Raw genomic sequence first — 17,091 nt, 5'->3', positions numbered from 1 at the left:
ATTATATTTCTGCCCTCAAAATATTGTTTATTTGCACCGTCGAATCGTCTTTTCCTAGGTCCAACAACTCGGACGCTGAATGATAAGAATGAACATTTTGCACCAACACATTCCGGACATTTTTTTCACCGGATGCAATCGTCAAATCCGTCTTCGCGCTTCTGAATCCCTGGATGCGGCCATTTGCCAGCGCGACATTAGCCGCACGGAATTGAACGGATGTCGCAGTTTCGTTTCGGTAATCATAATGCGGATCTCCTGCGAATAAAAAATGGTTTACCGCCACATTTCGATAGCCAGACACCACCAATGCGCGGGGTGAAGAGTTTTTATAAAGCTGAGTGTGAACAGGGTGAATGGCCACCAGTTTCTGAGCCGTTATCGAGTAGGCAGATTTCGACTCCTCGTCATCCTCATGGTGATGGCCAATATGGCGGAAATTGAACGCCCTGTTATCATTCACCGACAGATGTCCTGAAATATGCACGCCAGCCGCGGCGGATGAAGTGGCATGTGCTTTAATCTCGACGCCGCCAAAACAGCGGGTACTGGAGTTATTAGTTAGCCAGACATTGCGCGAGCCGTCATCAATTTCAAAACCGTTTGAGTTGGAAAACCCTTCTTTGTGGGAACGGCCGCCTGGATCGCGGAAATGGCTGTTTGAAATGAAAATGTTGTCGCTGTGATGCGTCGTCACCCCATCATCCCCGAAACCGTAACCAGAGACCTGATCGAGCCAGATAGAACTGCTGCCACCTTTGGCCTTTGTTCCGTCACCCGCGTAGCTATAAAAGCTAGAGGAAATATCAAAACAATGAAGCCCCGGATTGATGGCCTCGACATTTTTCACCCAGCCATTCTGTACATTTGCGTACGTCAAACAGCTCGAGAAATTATTGCCGGTTGCTGATTTTTGCCCAGGCTTCAAGCGCTCGATATTCCAGTCGAGTGTCAGTCCCTCCACGGAAATATTGCGATTGCCGCTGATCGGATTTTTATTGGCGAGAAGCGTTCTGCGTCTCGGCGCATCATCGTGCAGTCGAATCACCGCCTTGCCTTTGCCCGCGCCGATCAGCAGTGTCCATGACGGCAGCTTCAATCCTTTCACTAGATAGACGCCTTCCGGCACAAATATCTTTTTGCCCCCGTTGCCGAACGCTCGTTTGAAAGCGGCGGTCGAGTCGGTTTTGCCGTCTCCCCGCGCACCGAATTGCGTCACTGATATGTAATTTCCGGTCACTTTTTGCAGCCGGTCGTATTGGCGGTCCAGTTCCGTTTTCCAATAAGGATAGATCTGGTTTCCTTCTGTTTGAAAGCCGATTTCTTTATTGTCGTCGATTGTGAAATCGGTTGAAATCAGTGACCAGAATTTTTCCTGAAGCTTTCTTTTCTGAGTAGTTGTCTGCGGCTTTAGCGGCTGATAGATTTGGTTGAATAATTCCTGCGTTTCTTCTGTGATATTTTTTAGCGGCTCATCTGTGTCCAGCAGCATGTCGATCAGCCGCGCATTATTGGCTGGATAATGATTGTCGTCCCATTTCAGCATAGTCGCACCTCTTTAGTGTTCGGTTTTTCTATCCATACCCGCTTGCGGAATAAAAAATTCATGTGGAGGTTTTGTAAGTTTATTTTAAATAAATTCCTCAACTTGATCCGGAAATATTTAACATAAATAAACTCACATCTTTTATTCTCATAAATCCATTTATTAAAATATCAAATTAATATTAAATTGAGTATGAAGCATGGTTTTGCGCACACAAGATTTGTTCTGCGCACACAAATCTCGTTCTGCGCACATAAATCTCATTCTCCGCACATAAATTCCACTCGAGGCTGACTTGGTTAATTATAAAATAAATTAAAGCAAATATTCCCAGCCAATACCACCTGATTTCATTTCCCATAACAAAAAAAACAGCCCCAAACGCATCACGCGTTCAGGGCTGTCTCCAGTTTTCATTAGTATTGCAATAAGGTACAGACTTCGTAGCCTTCGAGTTTGTCGCGGCCGTCGAGATACGTCAATTCGATCAGGAATGCACAGCCGGCAACGATTCCGCCAAGCTGTTCGACAAGGTTGATCGTCGCTTCGATCGTTCCGCCTGTCGCCAGGAGGTCATCCGTGATCAGGACGCGCTGTCCCGGCTTGATGGCATCTTTGTGCATCGTCAGAACATCTTTGCCGTATTCAAGGCCATATTCCGCACGAATCACTTCACGCGGCAATTTGCCTTCTTTACGGACAGGAGCAAATCCGAGTCCCAGTGCATAAGCAACCGGGCAGCCGATGATGAAACCGCGGGCTTCCGGCCCGACGATGATATCCGCTTCCACTTGTTTCGCATACTCGACAATCTGGTCAGTTGCGTATTTATAGGCGTCGCCATTGTCCATCAAAGAAGTGATATCTTTGAAACGGATCCCCGGTTTCGGCCAATCTTCTACAATTGTAATATACTCTTTTAAATCCATACCTGTTCCTCCTTGGCAGACACTTTCGCGTCGAACCACTCTTTTAAGTCTCGATAAGATGCATACAGAAGCTTTTGTTCCAGGGCGATCTGCTGTTCACGCTTCTTATAGCTCGGCGCTTCGGCCAAGTCGCGTTTGCCTGGAGATTCTGCGATCTCAGTAAGTCCATTGTTAAGTGTAACAAAACCGAGTTCAAAAAACACCTGCAACATGAAAAATAACGAATCACGTGTCCATCCTTTATGTTTCGCAAGCTCATCACAATGCTTTTTGAAGTCAAAAGTGCCCCTTTTTTTAATAAAAGCAAACAGCCATTTAAACTGCTCACGCGTTGGAATCTGTTCGAAATACTGTGATTCCTTCGCATAGAAATGCGCGTAGATCCGCTTCGGAGTAAGCCTCTTCAAGACTTCTTCCAATTGCTCTTCCGACTCGGGCAGGTCCAGCAGCACGAGATGATGCTTCTCACCTGCCAGCTGTCCTATCGAATCGACCGAGTGGATCGGATGCGGTATCAAAGTTTTGAAAACCGCCACAGTTTCCGTATTGAATGCCAGATAAACCTGATCTCTTTCAGGAATCAGCTTCGACCAGCGCGACACCTGACGGATGCCGCGGATATCAAACAGCTGCCACTGGTCGGTCCGGATATCTTCGATCAGCATCTGTGCTTTTTTACGGCCGTTCCACTCATTGATCTGCAGATCACCGATCACATCGATCAGCACATCCGGCGTCAGTTGATCGCCGATTTCACCAATCCCGAAACCAACAGCGTCAAGTGTGGAACCGCCTGAAGCAAGCTCCACTTTCAAATGGTTCTGCGCTGCTCCGATTTTGCGGATGGATGCCACTTTGACTCCTTGGATGTAAAACTTCGGTTTGGCAAAGCCCATGCCGAACGGCGCGAGATAGCGCATGGATTCAATTGTATCCGTGTCGATTTCCTCCAGCTGAACCGGAATATCGATATCGACCACCGGCACAAGATCTTCACTTGTCAGACAAGCTTCCGCCTGTTTGTTCAAGCGCTTGCGGAGATCTGCCACATTAGTGGCTTCGAGCGTCATGCCCGCTGCCATCGGGTGTCCCCCAAATGCCGGCAGGATATCGCGGTTCTCAGCCAATTCATTATAAAGGTGGAAACCTTCGATGCTGCGCGCCGAACCTTTCGCTTTGCCCGTCTCCGGATCCAATGAAAGAACGATGGTCGGACGGTAATATTTCTCAACCAATTTGGACGCTACAATACCGACGACTCCCGGATTCCAGCCTTCCTGTTCAACGATGATGACATGCGGTGGCCCGTCCGGATATTGCGACTCCACCTGGGCTGTCGCTTCATCCGCAATTTGCTTGACGATCGCCTGCCGTTCTTTATTCAAGACATCCAGTCCGTCCGCCAAAGAACGTGCCTGAGCAGCGTCTTCCGTCAGCAGCATATCCACTGCCGGGTCGGCGTCCTGCAGACGGCCGATTGCATTGATGCGCGGACCGAACATGAAGCCGATCGTTTCTTCATTGATTTCTTCCTGCTTCACGCCGGCAACTTCCGCCAACGCTTCAATCGCCGGCCGCGGCGTGTCGCGCAATGCCTGCAAACCTTCTTTAACGAAAATCCGGTTCTCACCGTGCATCGGCACAAGGTCGGCGATGGTGCCGATCGCTACGAGCTCAAGCAGGTGATCCGGCATTTCTTCGTATAAGGCGTGCGCCATTTTAAATGCCACACCCACTCCCGCCAATTCACCGAACGGGTAGCTGCCTTCCGGATGACGGGGGTGGACGATCGCCAGCGCATTCGGCATCGCCTCTCCGATATCGTGGTGGTCGCTGATGATAACATCCATCCCGAGTCCGACCGCAAAATCCACTTGTTCGATGCCGGAAATTCCGTTATCGACCGTGACGATCAATTTCGCGCCTTTGTCATATGCCTGCTGGAACAATTCTTTATTGGGGCCGTAGCCATGTTTAAAACGGTTTGGGATCATGAATGAAACATCCGCTCCCAAATCCTGCAAAACGGTCATCATGACAGCGGTGCTCGTTACACCATCCGCGTCATAATCTCCGTAGACGATTATTTTTTCCTGATTATCGACAGCTCGGCGGATCCGCTCCACTGCGATGTCCATGTCTTTCATCAAATAAGGATTATGTATGGCCGAAACGTCCGTCGCCATAAACGCTCGCGCTTCTTCCGCCGTACGAATTCCACGGGTCACGAGGATTTTCGACAGCACAGAAGAAAGGGATAATTCCTGTTGGATGTCCCGTACTGCATGAGCATCGGGCTCCGTCAAACGCCATCTTTTTTTGGATTCTATCATATCAGTCACTTCCTCACTGATTCATTATACAAGAAAAAACTGCAGACAAAAACCTTTCGGCGCAATTGCCGAAAGGTTTCTTGTTTAATATGTGTCGCGTTGTTTTTCTTCGTAATTATCCACCCGGTCATCACGCGTCACTTCGTCGCTCGTGACAACCTGTGCTTCCGGATTGACGCCAGCTTTCTGGTACTCGGCGATTTCATTTTGCTGCGTAGCGATCAAGGATTCCTTGACAGCCATTTCTTTTTGCAGAGCTTTTACTTTGCGCTGCAGAGAATAGCTGCGTGCAATTGCTACAACCCCACTTAACAGGAAGCCAAGCAATGCCGAAGCCAGGATGACAAGGATCAACGGAAACTCTGCTTCCCCGAAGATATAATTGACTGGAACAGCGTCGACATTGACGACTGCAAAGGCTGCGATGATAACTGCGAAAATGAGTGCGATCAATAATAGCCATTGTATTTTCAAACCGTCCAACTCCTTTCTGAAATAAAAAAATGGAACAGGGTCATTTTTACTATACCCTGTTCCATTTCCTTTATAAACTTATCAGACGACAGGCTCATCAGAACCCCATTTGTTTTCCTGCTCTTTCTTCTCTACATCGATCGGGCCTTTCTTGTTCAGTTCCTTCTTCTTAAGCACAAGCCACAACTGGGCTGCGATGAAGATGGATGAATAAGTACCCGCAATCAGACCGATCAACAGAGCGATCGAGAAGTTCGTGATGGAAGGTGCGCCGAAAATCAGAAGCGCTATAACCACCAGCACGACGGTCATGACAGTATTGACTGAACGGACGAGTGTCTGGCGCAAGGAAACGTTGACGACGTTCTCCAATTGCTCGACGGTCTCGATTTTCTTCATGCGTTTCAAGTTTTCACGGATCCGGTCAAACGTAACGATGGTATCGTTGATCGAGTAACCGACTATCGTCAGTACTGCCGCGATGAAAGTGATATCCACTTCAAGGCGAAGCAGGCTGAATACCGCCACGATGAAGAATGTATCATGAATCAATGCAACGATGGACGCAACACCCATGCGCCACTCGAAGCGGAATGCGACATAGATGATGATGCCGAGCGCGGCAATCGCCAAGGCATACAAAGCATTTTGTGCAAGCTCGATGGACACCTGGTTCGAAACTGTGGAAACGTTTGGATCCTGGCCATATTCTTCATTGGCCGCCTGTGTTAATTCATCGATCTGATCCTGGGTGAAATCATCCTGATAACGGGCAACGCCGATATTGGATTCGTCTCCCGAAATGACCACATCATCTGATGGATAACCCGTCTCTTCAAGGAACTCTTCAACTTCCTGTTGGCTGAGTGCTGAATCAGCAGTTACTTCAACTCGTGTGCCTCCAGAAAAATCAATCCCGAGATTCAACTGGAAGATGCCGAGCACGATGGCTCCAGCTGCAATCAATGCCAGTGAAGCGGCAAAGAATTTATTGCGGTTGCCGGCAAAGTCGATACGGTCGAAAGGTGTTGATAGATCAGTGATTTCTTTTTCTTCGGAAAGATTGTGGATCTTATCAGCTTTCAAACCGAACCAGCCGAATTTTCTGTCGAGGAATCCGCTGTGGACCCAAAGGCCAAGCAATAGACGTGATCCCCAAACCGCTGTGATAAAGCTGGCAAGGATTGAAATGATCAATAAGGTCGCAAATCCTTTTACGGAACTGGTACCGAAATAGAACAGGACACCTGCAGCAAGCAGCGTCGTTACGTTGGCATCAATGATAGCCGAGAACGATGAACGTGCGCCGATGCGAAATGAATCCCTGACAGACTTACCAGTCCGCATCTCTTCACGGATCCGTTCGTAAGTGATGATGTTGGCATCAACCGCCATACCGACACCGAGCATGATTGCTGCGATACCCGGCAGTGTCAGCACTCCGCCGATCCATACAAAGATCAACAGGATTAAGTAGACATATACCGATAAGGTGATGAAAGCGATCACTCCTGGGAAACGATAGAACACAAGCATGAACAACAGGACAAGGCCGATACCGATTGCAGCGGCAAATGTCGTTTTATCCAGAGCTTCTTCCCCGAATTGTGCGCCAACTGAAGTCGAGTAGATCTCCGTTAACTTGACTGGCAGTGCGCCAGCATTCAGGATGCCTGCAAGATTTTGTGTTTCTTCTACAGTGAATGAACCTTCGATTTGAACACTGGGTGAGTTAATGCGCTGGCGCACGCTTGGAGCAGAAACAAACTTCGGATCTGCTTTCATGCGTTCTTCCTCATAGGAATCGACGCCTTCTTCAAAGTCCAGCCAAATGACCAGAACGTTTTCACCTGGCGGACGCTGTGAAATTTCGCCCGTAATTTCTGCGAATTGGCCTGGATCTTTCAATTCAAGCGATACGATCGGCTGGCCGTTTTCACCGAACGTTCCAGTAGCTCCGCCTTCTTTTAAATCCGATCCGTCCAGCACGACATTATCATCCGCATCACGGAAAGTCAGGTTCGCTTCCGTGGATAATAATTCACGTGCCTGGGACTGGTCTTCAATGCCAGCCAGTTGGACTCGGATCCGGTCTTCGCCTTCAATCTGGATGACCGGTTCGCTGACACCGAGAACGTTGATCCGGTTCATCAGAGCGTCAGTTGTGTCAGACAGGATTTCATTGGTGATTTCAGGGCCGCCCTCCAAAGGCTGGACTTCGTAGAGAACTTCAAAACCGCCTTGCAGATCCAATCCCAATTTAATGTCTTTAGCTATCGGTAAGCTGGTGGTGCCAATCATTCCTATCAGTACAATGACCAGTAAGAAAAAGGCTATTATACGACCTCTTGCTTTCATATGTATAGTTCCTCCTCATTATCTAAAACGCAGCAACTTCATTATGAAACACGCATCAAAGCGTGTCAAATTCATTTTGGTTTTTTCTGGGTGGGCCGAAGCAGCTGTTCCAGATCATCGGAATTTTCTCCTGAAAACCAGTTGTCTCCCTTGAAGCCTTCGATCTGATGATACGCCACAAATTCCGAAGCCCGCATTTCCATGATTTCATTGACCATTTCATGCAGCGGCATATCGCCGATATCTTTCTTGCGCCATTTCTTCTTAATCAGGTATTGCCAAATATCTTCCGGTGTAAATGTATCGTAATCGGAAAACTGGAATTCCTCACATTTACTTTCTAAGAATGGCAATACGACATCATATTGCTCGGTATATTTCGGCATGGTTTTTTCCCTCATTTATCAGTTGAATAAAGAAATAAAATTTACACACCGCTTGTCGCTTTGGACAAGCCTCCCGCAATAAGCCGAGAAGATCACTCGTCTTATTGCTCCGGCCAGTCCTGCGGCGCGCCTGCGCTAGAGAAATTTCTAAAGATATGGAGCAAAACAGCGAAGACTCCCAGGCGACCAAGCGAAGTGACGAGATCCACCCGGGCGAAGTGAAACGAGTCCGAGTTAGCTCGGCGCAAGCAGCCAGGAAAGCGAGCTGTTTTACGTAATATCGTTTATTAAAGTTTTCAATTTAATTATATTTAATTTATTTGAACAATCCGTGAATTATCTCTAAAAAAAATCGCCTTCAGTTCGAAGGCGAAGATTTCTTAGACTGTCGTTTTTGCCTGATCCACAACGCGGGCAATTGCCTGGCGTTCGAATTGCATACGAGTACCGTCTGCAACTGTGATGTAGATCGTCGCATCATCCACAGCATCGATCGTGCCGTGAAGTCCCCCGATCGTAACGATACGATCGCCACGTCTCAATTCAGACTGCATGTTGGCCGTAGCCTTCTGGCGCTTCTGCGCTGGGCGGATAATAAAGAACCACATCAAAACGAACATTAGAAGTAAAGGTGATAAAGCAACTAAAGTTTCCATTATTCATATTCCCCCTTTCACTCTCTATCTGTGTCTTAGAAATTCTTTGCGTTTGGTTTATTGAAGCCATAAGCCTCAAAAAATTCTTCGCGGAAATCTCCCAGGCGGTCCTCACGAATCGCTTGGCGCACCTGTTCCATTAAGTTTAACAGAAATTGCAGATTATGATAACTGGTAAGTCGAATTCCAAAAGTTTCATCTGCGCGAATTAAATGATGGACATAAGCGCGTGTGTAATTTTTGCATGTATAGCAATCACATTTTTCATCGATCGGATTGAAATCACGCTTGAACGCTGCGTTTTTGATATTCAAACGGCCAGTGCTGGTCATCAATGTACCATTACGGGCAATGCGTGTCGGCAAGACACAATCGAACATATCGATGCCGCGGATTGCTCCGTCGATCAATGAATCAGGAGATCCGACGCCCATCAGGTAACGCGGTTTATTCGTCGGCATCAAAGGGGTCGTGAATTCAAGTGCACGGTTCATGACATCTTTGGGTTCGCCGACAGAAAGTCCGCCAATTGCGTATCCCGGGAAATCGAGTGACACCAGATCCTGTGTACTTTGTTTACGAAGATCTTCGTACTCGCCGCCCTGGATGATGCCGAAAAGACCTTGCACATCTTTGCGCGCATGCGCTTCCAGGCAGCGTTCTGCCCAGCGCGATGTACGCTCTACAGATGATTTCATGTATTCATGGCTCGCCGGGTATGGCGGGCATTCATCGAAAGCCATCATGATATCAGATCCAAGATCGTTCTGAATTTCCATCGCTTTTTCCGGGCTCAAAAATAATTTGTCGCCGTTCATGTGATTGCGGAAATGGACGCCTTCTTCTTTGATATTGCGGAATTCACTCAATGAAAATACCTGGAAGCCGCCGGAATCCGTCAGAATCGGACGGTCCCAGTTCATGAATTTATGAAGGCCGCCCGCTTCCTTGATGACGTCATTACCAGGACGCAACCACAAGTGATATGTGTTACTGAGGATAATCCCCGCGTTCATCGCCTTCAATTCTTCCGGTGACATCGTTTTAACGGTCGCTTGTGTGCCTACCGGCATGAAAGCGGGTGTTTCGAATGAGCCGTGCGGCGTATGGACGATGCCAAGTCGCGCGCCGGTCTGTTTACAGGTTTTGATGTGTTCATAACGGACTGCTTCAGTCATGGTGATTCTCCTTTTTCTGTGGTTCAATGAACATGGCGTCTCCAAAACTGAAGAATCTGTAACGTTCATTTACTGCTTCGTTGTATGCGTTCAATATATTGTCCCGGTTCGATAAAGCACTGACAAGCATCACCAGCGTCGATTTCGGCAAATGGAAATTCGTGATGAGGCCGTCGATCGCTTTGAACTCGTAGCCCGGGAAGATGAAAATATCCGTCCATCCGCTGTCTTCCTGGAGCTCGCCGCCGAATTTATTGGCTACGGATTCCAGCGTACGGGTCGATGTAGTGCCTACCGAAATGACGCGGCCGCCATGTGCTTTCGTGTTATTGATGAGTTCTGCCGTCTCTTTGGTGATGCGGTAGAATTCAGCGTGCATTTCGTGGTCTTCGATCGATTCGACCGATACCGGACGGAAGGTTCCAAGGCCGACATGCAAGGTAATAAAGGCGATATTGACGCCTTTCTCTTCGATTTCCTTCAATAATTCATCGGTGAAATGAAGCCCGGCAGTCGGTGCCGCAGCACTTCCCCGCTCTTTCGCGAATACCGTCTGGTAACGGTCCTGATCTTCCAGTTTTTCGCGAATATATGGAGGCAATGGCATCTCACCAAGCTGATCGAGGATTTCGTAGAAAATCCCATCATAGATCATCTTGAAATGGCGCCCGCCGTGGTCAAGGATGCCGGTACATTCAGCACGCAGCAATCCTTCACCAAAGCTTACGACCGTACCGACTTTCACTTTTTTCGCCGGTTTCACAAGTGTTTCCCATACGTCATCCTCGATTTGTTTCAATAGAAGAACTTCGATATTGGCGCCTGTATCTTCCTTGACGCCCATCAGGCGCGCAGGCAGCACGCGCGTGTCATTCAAAACAAGCGTGTCGCCTTCGTGCAGATAATCGATGATGTCGCGGAAATGCTTATGTTCGGTCTTGCCGCTTTCTTTATTCATGACCAAAAGCCGGCTTGACGTACGGTCAAGAAGCGGCGTTTGAGCAATCAATTCTTCAGGAAGCTCAAAGTCAAAATCATTTACATTAAGTGTATTGGGTTGTTGAGTAGTTTTCGTCATTCAGGCATCTCCAATTTAAAGTGTTCGTAGGCTGCAGCTGTGACAGTCCGGCCTCTCGGTGTCCGCTGGATAAAGCCGATCTGCAATAAATACGGTTCATAGACATCTTCGATCGTCGTCGACTCTTCCCCGATGCTTGCCGCAATCGTATCCAGCCCGACCGGTCCGCCGCGGAAACGGGAAATCATTCCGGTGATCAGTTTGTGGTCAATGTGATCCAGACCAAGCGGATCGACCTGCAGCATCTCTAAAGCTTGATCCGCCATGTCCATTGTGATCGAACCGGTGCCGCGTACCATCGCATAGTCACGGACCCGCTTCAATAGACGGTTCGCAATCCGCGGGGTTCCGCGTGAACGCCGCGCGATTTCAACAGCCGCGTTCGGGTCGATATCCGCTTCAAACAATTTAGAACTGCGGACAACGATTTCAGTCAATGCTTCCGTGTCGTAATAATCAAGTCGAGCCAGCACACCGAACCGGTCACGAAGCGGCGCGGATAAAGCACCCGCGCGCGTTGTGGCACCGATTAATGTGAAAGGTGGTAGATCTAAGCGCACAGAACGCGCCGTCGGGCCTTTGCCCACGACAATATCGAGGCAGAAATCTTCCATCGCCGGATACAGCACTTCTTCGATCGAGCGGTTCAGGCGATGAATCTCATCTATGAACAGGACATCTCCCGGCTCCAGCGAAGAAACGATCGCTGCCAAATCACCTGGACGTTCGATCGCCGGGCCGCTCGTCATCTTGACGCCGACCTGCATCTCGTTGGCGATGACCGCTGCGAGCGTCGTCTTACCAAGACCCGGAGGCCCATAGAGCAGCACATGGTCCAGGCTCTCCTCACGCATTTTCGCCGCTTCGATGAAAATTTCAAGATTATGCTTCACTTTCTGCTGCCCGATATACTGGGACAGATACTGCGGACGCAACGACTGCTCAAAACGCTCATCAAATTCGGAAATCTCGCTTCCTATCACCCGTTCTTCCATGGTCTGCACCTCCTTATTATTTATATTAATCCTTTATAACCGATATTCCGCAAAACAGCTTGCTTTCCAAAACCTCTGCTCCTGCATCGCTGCGCTGCTTCGTCGCAAAGAGTTGCCCTTGCAGGCTTCGGTCAACTCTTCGCTGTTTTGCTTCATATCTTTTATGCTATTTTATCCTAAGCTACTGTTTTAGCGCCGGCGCGCCAATGGACTGAGCGAAGCAATAAGACGAGTGATCTTCTCGGCTTATTGCGGGAGCTTTGTCCTAAGCGCCGAAGCGATATATAAATTTACACCATTGATTAAGATCTCAATTCTGCTTCAACAAAAGCTGCAAAGCCTTCTTCATATAAGCTTCCGTGTTCAGGTCGAGATCCTTAAGCTTCGGTTTGACTTTATTGATTTCGCGTTCAGAATAACCAAGCGCGCCAAGCGCCAGCATCGCTTCCTCAAGTTCATTGTCTTCAACCGACAGCAAACCACCCGTCTCTTCATTGTCCTCAAATGGATCGCCGAAGAATTCCGCCAGCCTGCCTTTCAGATCGAGGATCATCTGGCGCGCCGTCTTCTTGCCAACGCCCGGGAATTTGACGAGATACGACTCATCTTCCCGCTCGATCGCTTCGATGACGTGCTGCGGCTGACCGCTAGCCAAAATCGCCAACGCGCCTTTTGGTCCGATGCCCGACACCGATATCAGCTTGCGGAAAAGTTCGCGCTGCTCCAGCGTCGGAAAACCGAATAATAATTGGGCGTCTTCGCGGACGTGGTGGTGCAGGAATACCTGCAGCTCATCCGAACCGAACGAATACGGATTCGGCGCAAAAATCTGCCAGCCAATTCCCGCCTGTTCTATCACTAAATATTCAGGCGTCACTCGCGTAACCCGCCCTTTTATGTAATCGTACATATCATTTCTCCCCTTCAATTCAACTCTATGATTATAGCATATCTGAGCCCTTTAGACGAAATAAACCCGCCCAAAGTCGCCCCGTGGTAAAATGGGTTTATGACGAATTAAAGCGAGGGATCTCAATGAAGAAAATTATGGGAGAACAGCGCCGGCAATTGCTGCTGGACAAATTGAAAGAGACAGCCGATCCGCTGAAAGGCGGCGAGCTTGCTTCACTTATGGGCGTGTCGCGGCAGGTCATTGTCGGCGACATGACATTGTTGAAAGCGAAAGGCGAACCGATTATCGCCACCAGCCAGGGCTATCTGTACATGCGCGAAACTGCAGATGACGATCTGTACCGCGTACTGGCGTGTTTCCATAAACCCGAAGATACGCAGGATGAATTATATGTGCTCGTCGATGCGGGCGTCACCGTCAAAGATGTGACGATTGAACATCCTGTCTACGGCGAACTGACAGCCGGCATCCACGTGTCGTCACGCCGTGAAGTCGATATGTTCATGCAGCGTGTGCGGGAAACCGGCGCCAGCTATTTACTGGAGCTGACCGGCGGATTGCATCTCCACACGATTACCGCTCCGAATGTCGCGATTTTGGAACAGGCAATGAATGATATGCGTGCAGCAGGTTATTTATTGGAGGAAAGTGAATAAAATTGAGTGTTTTTCCCGTGAATCGCTTTCAGATTCACGGGATTTTCTTTTTTCTGCAGATTTTATTGCCCGGAAACTGGAATAAAGCTTGCCGTTAAGCTGATTTTGTGTTTTATGATCGGCTACGGATGATTTGTGATCGGCTATCACCGGTTTGTGATCGGCTACGGACAATTTATGATCGGCTACGACAGAAATGTGATCGGCAAGCGATTCCCCCTTTATCCCAGACCTCAAGCGGAAGTTTTCGCATAGCGAAAACTTCCAAGTCCTTAAAGGGAGCCTTCGCGTCCGCGAAGGCTTTTCATTCCAAAGCCCTGAGAACGTAAAAAAAGCTCCGCAGCCGATCCGGCAGCGGAGCTTTCCTCTTTTATTCGTAGGTATAATACGAACCGAGCGTTTTAACCGTGCAGCCGAGAGCCGCGAGTTCCATGAAGGCGCCTTGCATCATCGGCGACATTTCGTCATCCACCACATCGGCGATGAAGAAATAATTGCCGAGGCCCGTCTTCAGCGGACGCGACTCGATTTTACTCAAGTTGAGCTGGCGCCAGGCGAAGACGGACAGCACCTGATGAAGGACTCCTGAACGGTCGTCTTTCGGCGGCGAAATCATCAACGTCGTTTTCACTTTATCGTTATGAGCCGGATTGTCCAATTGGTGGTTCGTCTTCGACAGTACGAAAAAACGTGTGTGATTGAAATGGAAATCATGGATTTCCCGGTGGACAATGGTCAGGCCATATTTCTGGGCCGAGAATTCATTGCCAATCGCTGCAATATTCCGCTCCGGCAGCTCGCTGACCATTTTGGCCGCTGCCGAAGTCGAGCTGTATTGTTCAAGCGGTGTGTTTTTAAAGGTATAGTAAAGGAATTTATGGCATTGCGCCAAAGCATGCGGATGCGAATAAATCGCTTCGAAGGAATCCGATTTTGCGTTATCCGGATGAACCATCAAATGCTGCTCGATTGGCGACAGCACTTCAGCCGTCACATACTGCTGTACTTCATGGAACAGATAATCGATCGTCAGCGGAACTGAGCCTTCCAGCGCATTCTCCAGCGGCACGACCGCATATTCCACTTCATTGTCCGCTACGGCTTCGATGCATTCCGGAATTGTTGTGTAAGCAATCAATTCGCTGTCTGGAAATGCCTTCAATGCCGCCAAATGGGTGAACGAAGCGTCCGGACCCAAAAAAGAAATTCGTTTTTTCGTCTGCTGCTCAGCCATCAAACCACTCCTAAATTATAATGATCCGCTTGAAACCACATCCGCCGACTCGACAAAATCGAGTTTTTTCAGCTGATGCAAAAAGCTGTCGAGATCCTGCTCCATCGCCGTAACATCCAAAGACAGCGTCACATTGGCGCGTCCCTGGATTGGAATCGTCTGATGGATCGTCAAAATATTGCAGCCAGCCTGGGCCACCGCCTCGAGCAAAGTCGCAAGCGTGCCCGTCCGGTCCTCCAATTGAAGGAAAATCGTCAGTATCCGTTCTTTGACGATGGAATGAAATGGAAAAACAGCGTCCCGGTATTTATAGAAAGCGGATCGGGATAAGCCGGTCTTCTCCACGGCATCGAGTATGGAGATGTTATCACGCTGCAGCATCTTCTTGACCTCGAGCGTTTTTTGCATCGCTTCGGTCAGCACATCCTCGCGCACCAAATAATACCGCTGTTCCGAAATATCCTTCATCCATGTCCCCTCCAGATTTATTCAGTAAATTCGAATTCAAATTCAAGCAGGCGAACTGTGTCGCCGTCTTCAGCACCGCGCTCACGCAATGCGTCATCAATGCCCATGCCGCGCATCTGGCGGGCAAATCGGCGGATTGAATCTTCACGCGAGAAGTCGGTCATCTTGAACAATCGCTCGATCGCATAGCCGCTCAATACATAAGCGCCGTCCGGATCGCGGGTGATGTTGAAACCATCGCCTTCCGATTCGTGGCGGTAAAGAACAGAGCTTTCCGATTCGTCGGCTTCTTCGTCGATCATCGGGAATTCAGGCGTTACTTCAAGAAGATCCGCAATGGCGAATAAAAGATTGTTCAAGCCCTGGCGGCTTAAAGCCGATATCGGGAAAATCCGGGCATCTTCCGGCAATTTCTTACGGAATTCCTCCAGATTTTCTTCTGCATCCGGCATATCCATCTTATTCGCAACGATCAGCTGCGGACGTTCCGTCAAACGCATATTGTATTGTTCCAATTCTTTATTGATTGTCAAATAATCTTCATACGGATCGCGGCCTTCCATGCCGGACATATCGATGACGTGGACGATGACGCGCGTCCGTTCGATGTGGCGCAGGAATTGATGGCCAAGGCCGATCCCTTCGTGCGCGCCTTCGATCAATCCAGGCAAATCGGCCATAACGAAGCTGCGCTGATCTTCCGTTTCAACCATTCCGAGGTTCGGCACGATCGTCGTGAAATGATATTCAGCGATTTTCGGTTTAGCAGCCGATACGACTGACAATAAAGTCGATTTTCCGACACTCGGGAATCCGACAAGCCCTGCATCCGCAAGCACTTTCAATTCCAGAATGACGTTGCGCTCAAATCCTGGTTCACCTTTTTCCGAAAGCTCAGGTGCCGGATTGGCAGGTGTCGCAAAGCGCGAGTTGCCGCGTCCTCCGCGTCCGCCTTTAGCGATGATGGCTGTTTGGCCGTGTTCAACCAAATCAGCGATCGTTTCGCCCGTATCAGCATCTTTCACCACTGTGCCAGGCGGAACTTCGATAACCAGATCTTCCGCTTTCGCGCCGTGTTTGTTGGCACTCATGCCGTGTGTTCCGCGGTCCGCTTTAAATATCCGTTTGTAGCGGAAATCCATCAGCGTGCGCAAACCTTCCTGTACGATAAAGACGACGTTCGCGCCTTTACCGCCGTCACCGCCGGCTGGTCCGCCGTTCGGTACATATTTCTCGCGACGGAATGCTACCATGCCATCCCCACCGTCGCCACCTCTAACATAAACTTTTACGTGATCGACAAACATATTATCCCTCCATCTTTGCGCTGACAATAATTTTTGTATTGTCCGCTGCAATGTCTTTCTTTATCAATAAACCCGGCACTTCCGGAAGCTCTAATGCATCCGGCAAGTTTCCGTCCAATTCCAACCCGATTTCAAATGCGGATTGATGTTCTTTCAACGTCGTTCGGCAACTAGTGTCCGACGCAGGATCCGCCTGCTTTTTCAGGCTGGTGAAAAACTGTTCCAGCCAGTCAGCGAATGCTGCATCTTTTGTGGCCATCCCTGCTTCCGCAAGGCATTCCAAATGGAAACGAAATTCCGGAAAACGCCATTCCGCCGTCAGCAGCCAATTTTCGGTTGCCGGCATCTTAAGCGCTGTCAGCCTGTTTAGCTGCACAGCCGCTTCGGCACGCGATCGAATAATCGATTTCACGTCCTGCCCACGTCCAAGATCAAGTTTCATCTGAATCAATTGAAGCTCATTCAAGAAATCGTGGCGCGCATGCCGAAGCGCTTGTGCCACCGTAATCGAGTTATCCATTACACTCACGTCCTAAACTTTCTTCTTTTTTCAGTATACCAATTTTATTCGAGAAATTCC

The 17,091-nt window shown here is 48.9% G+C and carries 16 protein-coding genes; 1 reads left to right on the top strand and 15 read right to left on the bottom strand.

Annotation, left to right across the window (positions count from 1 at the left end):
- Position 1 precedes the first annotated feature (1 nt).
- The 11 genes from D2910_RS01185 to ruvA all read right to left on the bottom strand — a co-directional run bounded on the left by D2910_RS01185 (position 2) and on the right by ruvA (position 12,843).
- Positions 2–1,546 (bottom strand): glycosyl hydrolase family 28-related protein, encoded by a 1,545-nt coding sequence (locus tag D2910_RS01185; protein WP_117312142.1) that lies wholly within the window; start codon positions 1,544–1,546, stop codon positions 2–4.
- A 416-nt stretch (positions 1,547–1,962) separates the two neighbouring features.
- Positions 1,963–2,475, bottom strand: a complete 513-nt coding sequence (locus D2910_RS01180) for an adenine phosphoribosyltransferase (RefSeq protein ID WP_084246247.1) — start codon at positions 2,473–2,475, stop codon at positions 1,963–1,965.
- Positions 2,466–4,808, bottom strand: a complete 2,343-nt coding sequence (gene recJ, locus D2910_RS01175; protein ID WP_117312141.1) for a single-stranded-DNA-specific exonuclease RecJ — start codon at positions 4,806–4,808, stop codon at positions 2,466–2,468. Before recJ ends, D2910_RS01180 begins: the two co-directional genes overlap by 10 nt.
- 84 nt (positions 4,809–4,892) lie before the next feature.
- The gene (locus tag D2910_RS01170; protein WP_101803754.1) at positions 4,893–5,282 is read right to left on the bottom strand and encodes a LapA family protein; all 390 of its coding nucleotides are present in this window, start codon (positions 5,280–5,282) and stop codon (positions 4,893–4,895) included.
- A gap of 81 nt (positions 5,283–5,363) precedes the next feature.
- A complete protein-coding gene (secDF, locus tag D2910_RS01165; RefSeq protein WP_117312140.1) occupies positions 5,364–7,640 on the bottom strand; it encodes a protein translocase subunit SecDF in 2,277 nt (758 codons plus the stop codon).
- 71 nt (positions 7,641–7,711) lie between these two features.
- Positions 7,712–8,026: a post-transcriptional regulator gene (locus D2910_RS01160; RefSeq protein WP_084246251.1), complete on the bottom strand. Its 315-nt coding sequence runs from the start codon at positions 8,024–8,026 to the stop codon at positions 7,712–7,714.
- A gap of 380 nt (positions 8,027–8,406) precedes the next feature.
- Positions 8,407–8,682 (bottom strand): preprotein translocase subunit YajC, encoded by a 276-nt coding sequence (yajC, locus tag D2910_RS01155; RefSeq protein ID WP_084246252.1) that lies wholly within the window; start codon positions 8,680–8,682, stop codon positions 8,407–8,409.
- Between the two features lie 35 nt (positions 8,683–8,717).
- A complete protein-coding gene (gene tgt, locus D2910_RS01150) occupies positions 8,718–9,860 on the bottom strand; it encodes a tRNA guanosine(34) transglycosylase Tgt (RefSeq protein WP_117312139.1) in 1,143 nt (380 codons plus the stop codon).
- Positions 9,853–10,938 carry a tRNA preQ1(34) S-adenosylmethionine ribosyltransferase-isomerase QueA gene (queA, locus tag D2910_RS01145; RefSeq protein WP_117312138.1) on the bottom strand — a complete coding sequence of 362 codons (1,086 nt, stop codon included), beginning with the start codon at positions 10,936–10,938 and terminating at the stop codon, positions 9,853–9,855. Before queA ends, tgt begins: the two co-directional genes overlap by 8 nt.
- The gene (gene ruvB, locus D2910_RS01140; RefSeq protein WP_084246255.1) at positions 10,935–11,933 is read right to left on the bottom strand and encodes a Holliday junction branch migration DNA helicase RuvB; all 999 of its coding nucleotides are present in this window, start codon (positions 11,931–11,933) and stop codon (positions 10,935–10,937) included. Before ruvB ends, queA begins: the two co-directional genes overlap by 4 nt.
- 310 nt (positions 11,934–12,243) lie before the next feature.
- Positions 12,244–12,843, bottom strand: coding sequence for a Holliday junction branch migration protein RuvA (gene ruvA, locus D2910_RS01135; protein WP_117312137.1), 600 nt, complete (start codon positions 12,841–12,843; stop codon positions 12,244–12,246).
- A 125-nt stretch (positions 12,844–12,968) separates the two neighbouring features.
- On the opposite strand from ruvA, the gene D2910_RS01130 reads away from it, so the two are divergent.
- Positions 12,969–13,502, top strand: coding sequence for a transcription repressor NadR (locus tag D2910_RS01130; RefSeq protein WP_101803760.1), 534 nt, complete (start codon positions 12,969–12,971; stop codon positions 13,500–13,502).
- A 370-nt stretch (positions 13,503–13,872) separates the two neighbouring features.
- Here D2910_RS01130 and pheA read toward each other — a convergent pair whose 3' ends face one another.
- Genes pheA through D2910_RS01110 form a run of 4 tightly spaced genes read right to left on the bottom strand, consistent with a single transcriptional unit; the run spans position 13,873 to position 17,031 of the window.
- On the bottom strand, positions 13,873–14,736 hold the full coding sequence (pheA, locus tag D2910_RS01125) for a prephenate dehydratase (RefSeq protein WP_117312136.1): 864 nt from the start codon (positions 14,734–14,736) through the stop codon (positions 13,873–13,875).
- A 15-nt stretch (positions 14,737–14,751) separates the two neighbouring features.
- Positions 14,752–15,204 (bottom strand): ACT domain-containing protein, encoded by a 453-nt coding sequence (locus tag D2910_RS01120; protein WP_084246263.1) that lies wholly within the window; start codon positions 15,202–15,204, stop codon positions 14,752–14,754.
- Positions 15,205–15,221: 17 nt separating this feature from the next.
- Positions 15,222–16,511 carry a GTPase ObgE gene (gene obgE, locus D2910_RS01115; RefSeq protein WP_084246265.1) on the bottom strand — a complete coding sequence of 430 codons (1,290 nt, stop codon included), beginning with the start codon at positions 16,509–16,511 and terminating at the stop codon, positions 15,222–15,224.
- Between the two features lies 1 nt (position 16,512).
- Positions 16,513–17,031 carry a Spo0B domain-containing protein gene (locus D2910_RS01110; RefSeq protein ID WP_117312135.1) on the bottom strand — a complete coding sequence of 173 codons (519 nt, stop codon included), beginning with the start codon at positions 17,029–17,031 and terminating at the stop codon, positions 16,513–16,515.
- Positions 17,032–17,091 lie beyond the last annotated feature (60 nt).

The sequence above is a fragment of the Planomicrobium okeanokoites genome (genome assembly GCF_003428875.1).
GTDB lineage: Bacteria > Bacillota > Bacilli > Bacillales_A > Planococcaceae > Planococcus > Planococcus okeanokoites.
This window is presented reverse-complemented; position numbering and strand designations above follow the sequence as displayed.

Coding starts and splice junctions, on each gene's coding strand:
- D2910_RS01185 (WP_117312142.1), bottom strand. CDS start 1,546: ATGCTGAAATGGGACGACAATCATTATCCAGCCAATAATGCGCGGCTG.
- D2910_RS01180 (WP_084246247.1), bottom strand. CDS start 2,475: ATGGATTTAAAAGAGTATATTACAATTGTAGAAGATTGGCCGAAACCG.
- recJ (WP_117312141.1), bottom strand. CDS start 4,808: ATGATAGAATCCAAAAAAAGATGGCGTTTGACGGAGCCCGATGCTCAT.
- secDF (WP_117312140.1), bottom strand. CDS start 7,640: ATGAAAGCAAGAGGTCGTATAATAGCCTTTTTCTTACTGGTCATTGTA.
- D2910_RS01160 (WP_084246251.1), bottom strand. CDS start 8,026: ATGCCGAAATATACCGAGCAATATGATGTCGTATTGCCATTCTTAGAA.
- yajC (WP_084246252.1), bottom strand. CDS start 8,682: ATGGAAACTTTAGTTGCTTTATCACCTTTACTTCTAATGTTCGTTTTG.
- tgt (WP_117312139.1), bottom strand. CDS start 9,860: ATGACTGAAGCAGTCCGTTATGAACACATCAAAACCTGTAAACAGACC.
- queA (WP_117312138.1), bottom strand. CDS start 10,938: ATGACGAAAACTACTCAACAACCCAATACACTTAATGTAAATGATTTT.
- ruvB (WP_084246255.1), bottom strand. CDS start 11,933: ATGGAAGAACGGGTGATAGGAAGCGAGATTTCCGAATTTGATGAGCGT.
- ruvA (WP_117312137.1), bottom strand. CDS start 12,843: ATGTACGATTACATAAAAGGGCGGGTTACGCGAGTGACGCCTGAATAT.
- D2910_RS01130 (WP_101803760.1), top strand. CDS start 12,969: ATGAAGAAAATTATGGGAGAACAGCGCCGGCAATTGCTGCTGGACAAA.
- pheA (WP_117312136.1), bottom strand. CDS start 14,736: ATGGCTGAGCAGCAGACGAAAAAACGAATTTCTTTTTTGGGTCCGGAC.
- D2910_RS01120 (WP_084246263.1), bottom strand. CDS start 15,204: ATGAAGGATATTTCGGAACAGCGGTATTATTTGGTGCGCGAGGATGTG.
- obgE (WP_084246265.1), bottom strand. CDS start 16,511: ATGTTTGTCGATCACGTAAAAGTTTATGTTAGAGGTGGCGACGGTGGG.
- D2910_RS01110 (WP_117312135.1), bottom strand. CDS start 17,031: ATGGATAACTCGATTACGGTGGCACAAGCGCTTCGGCATGCGCGCCAC.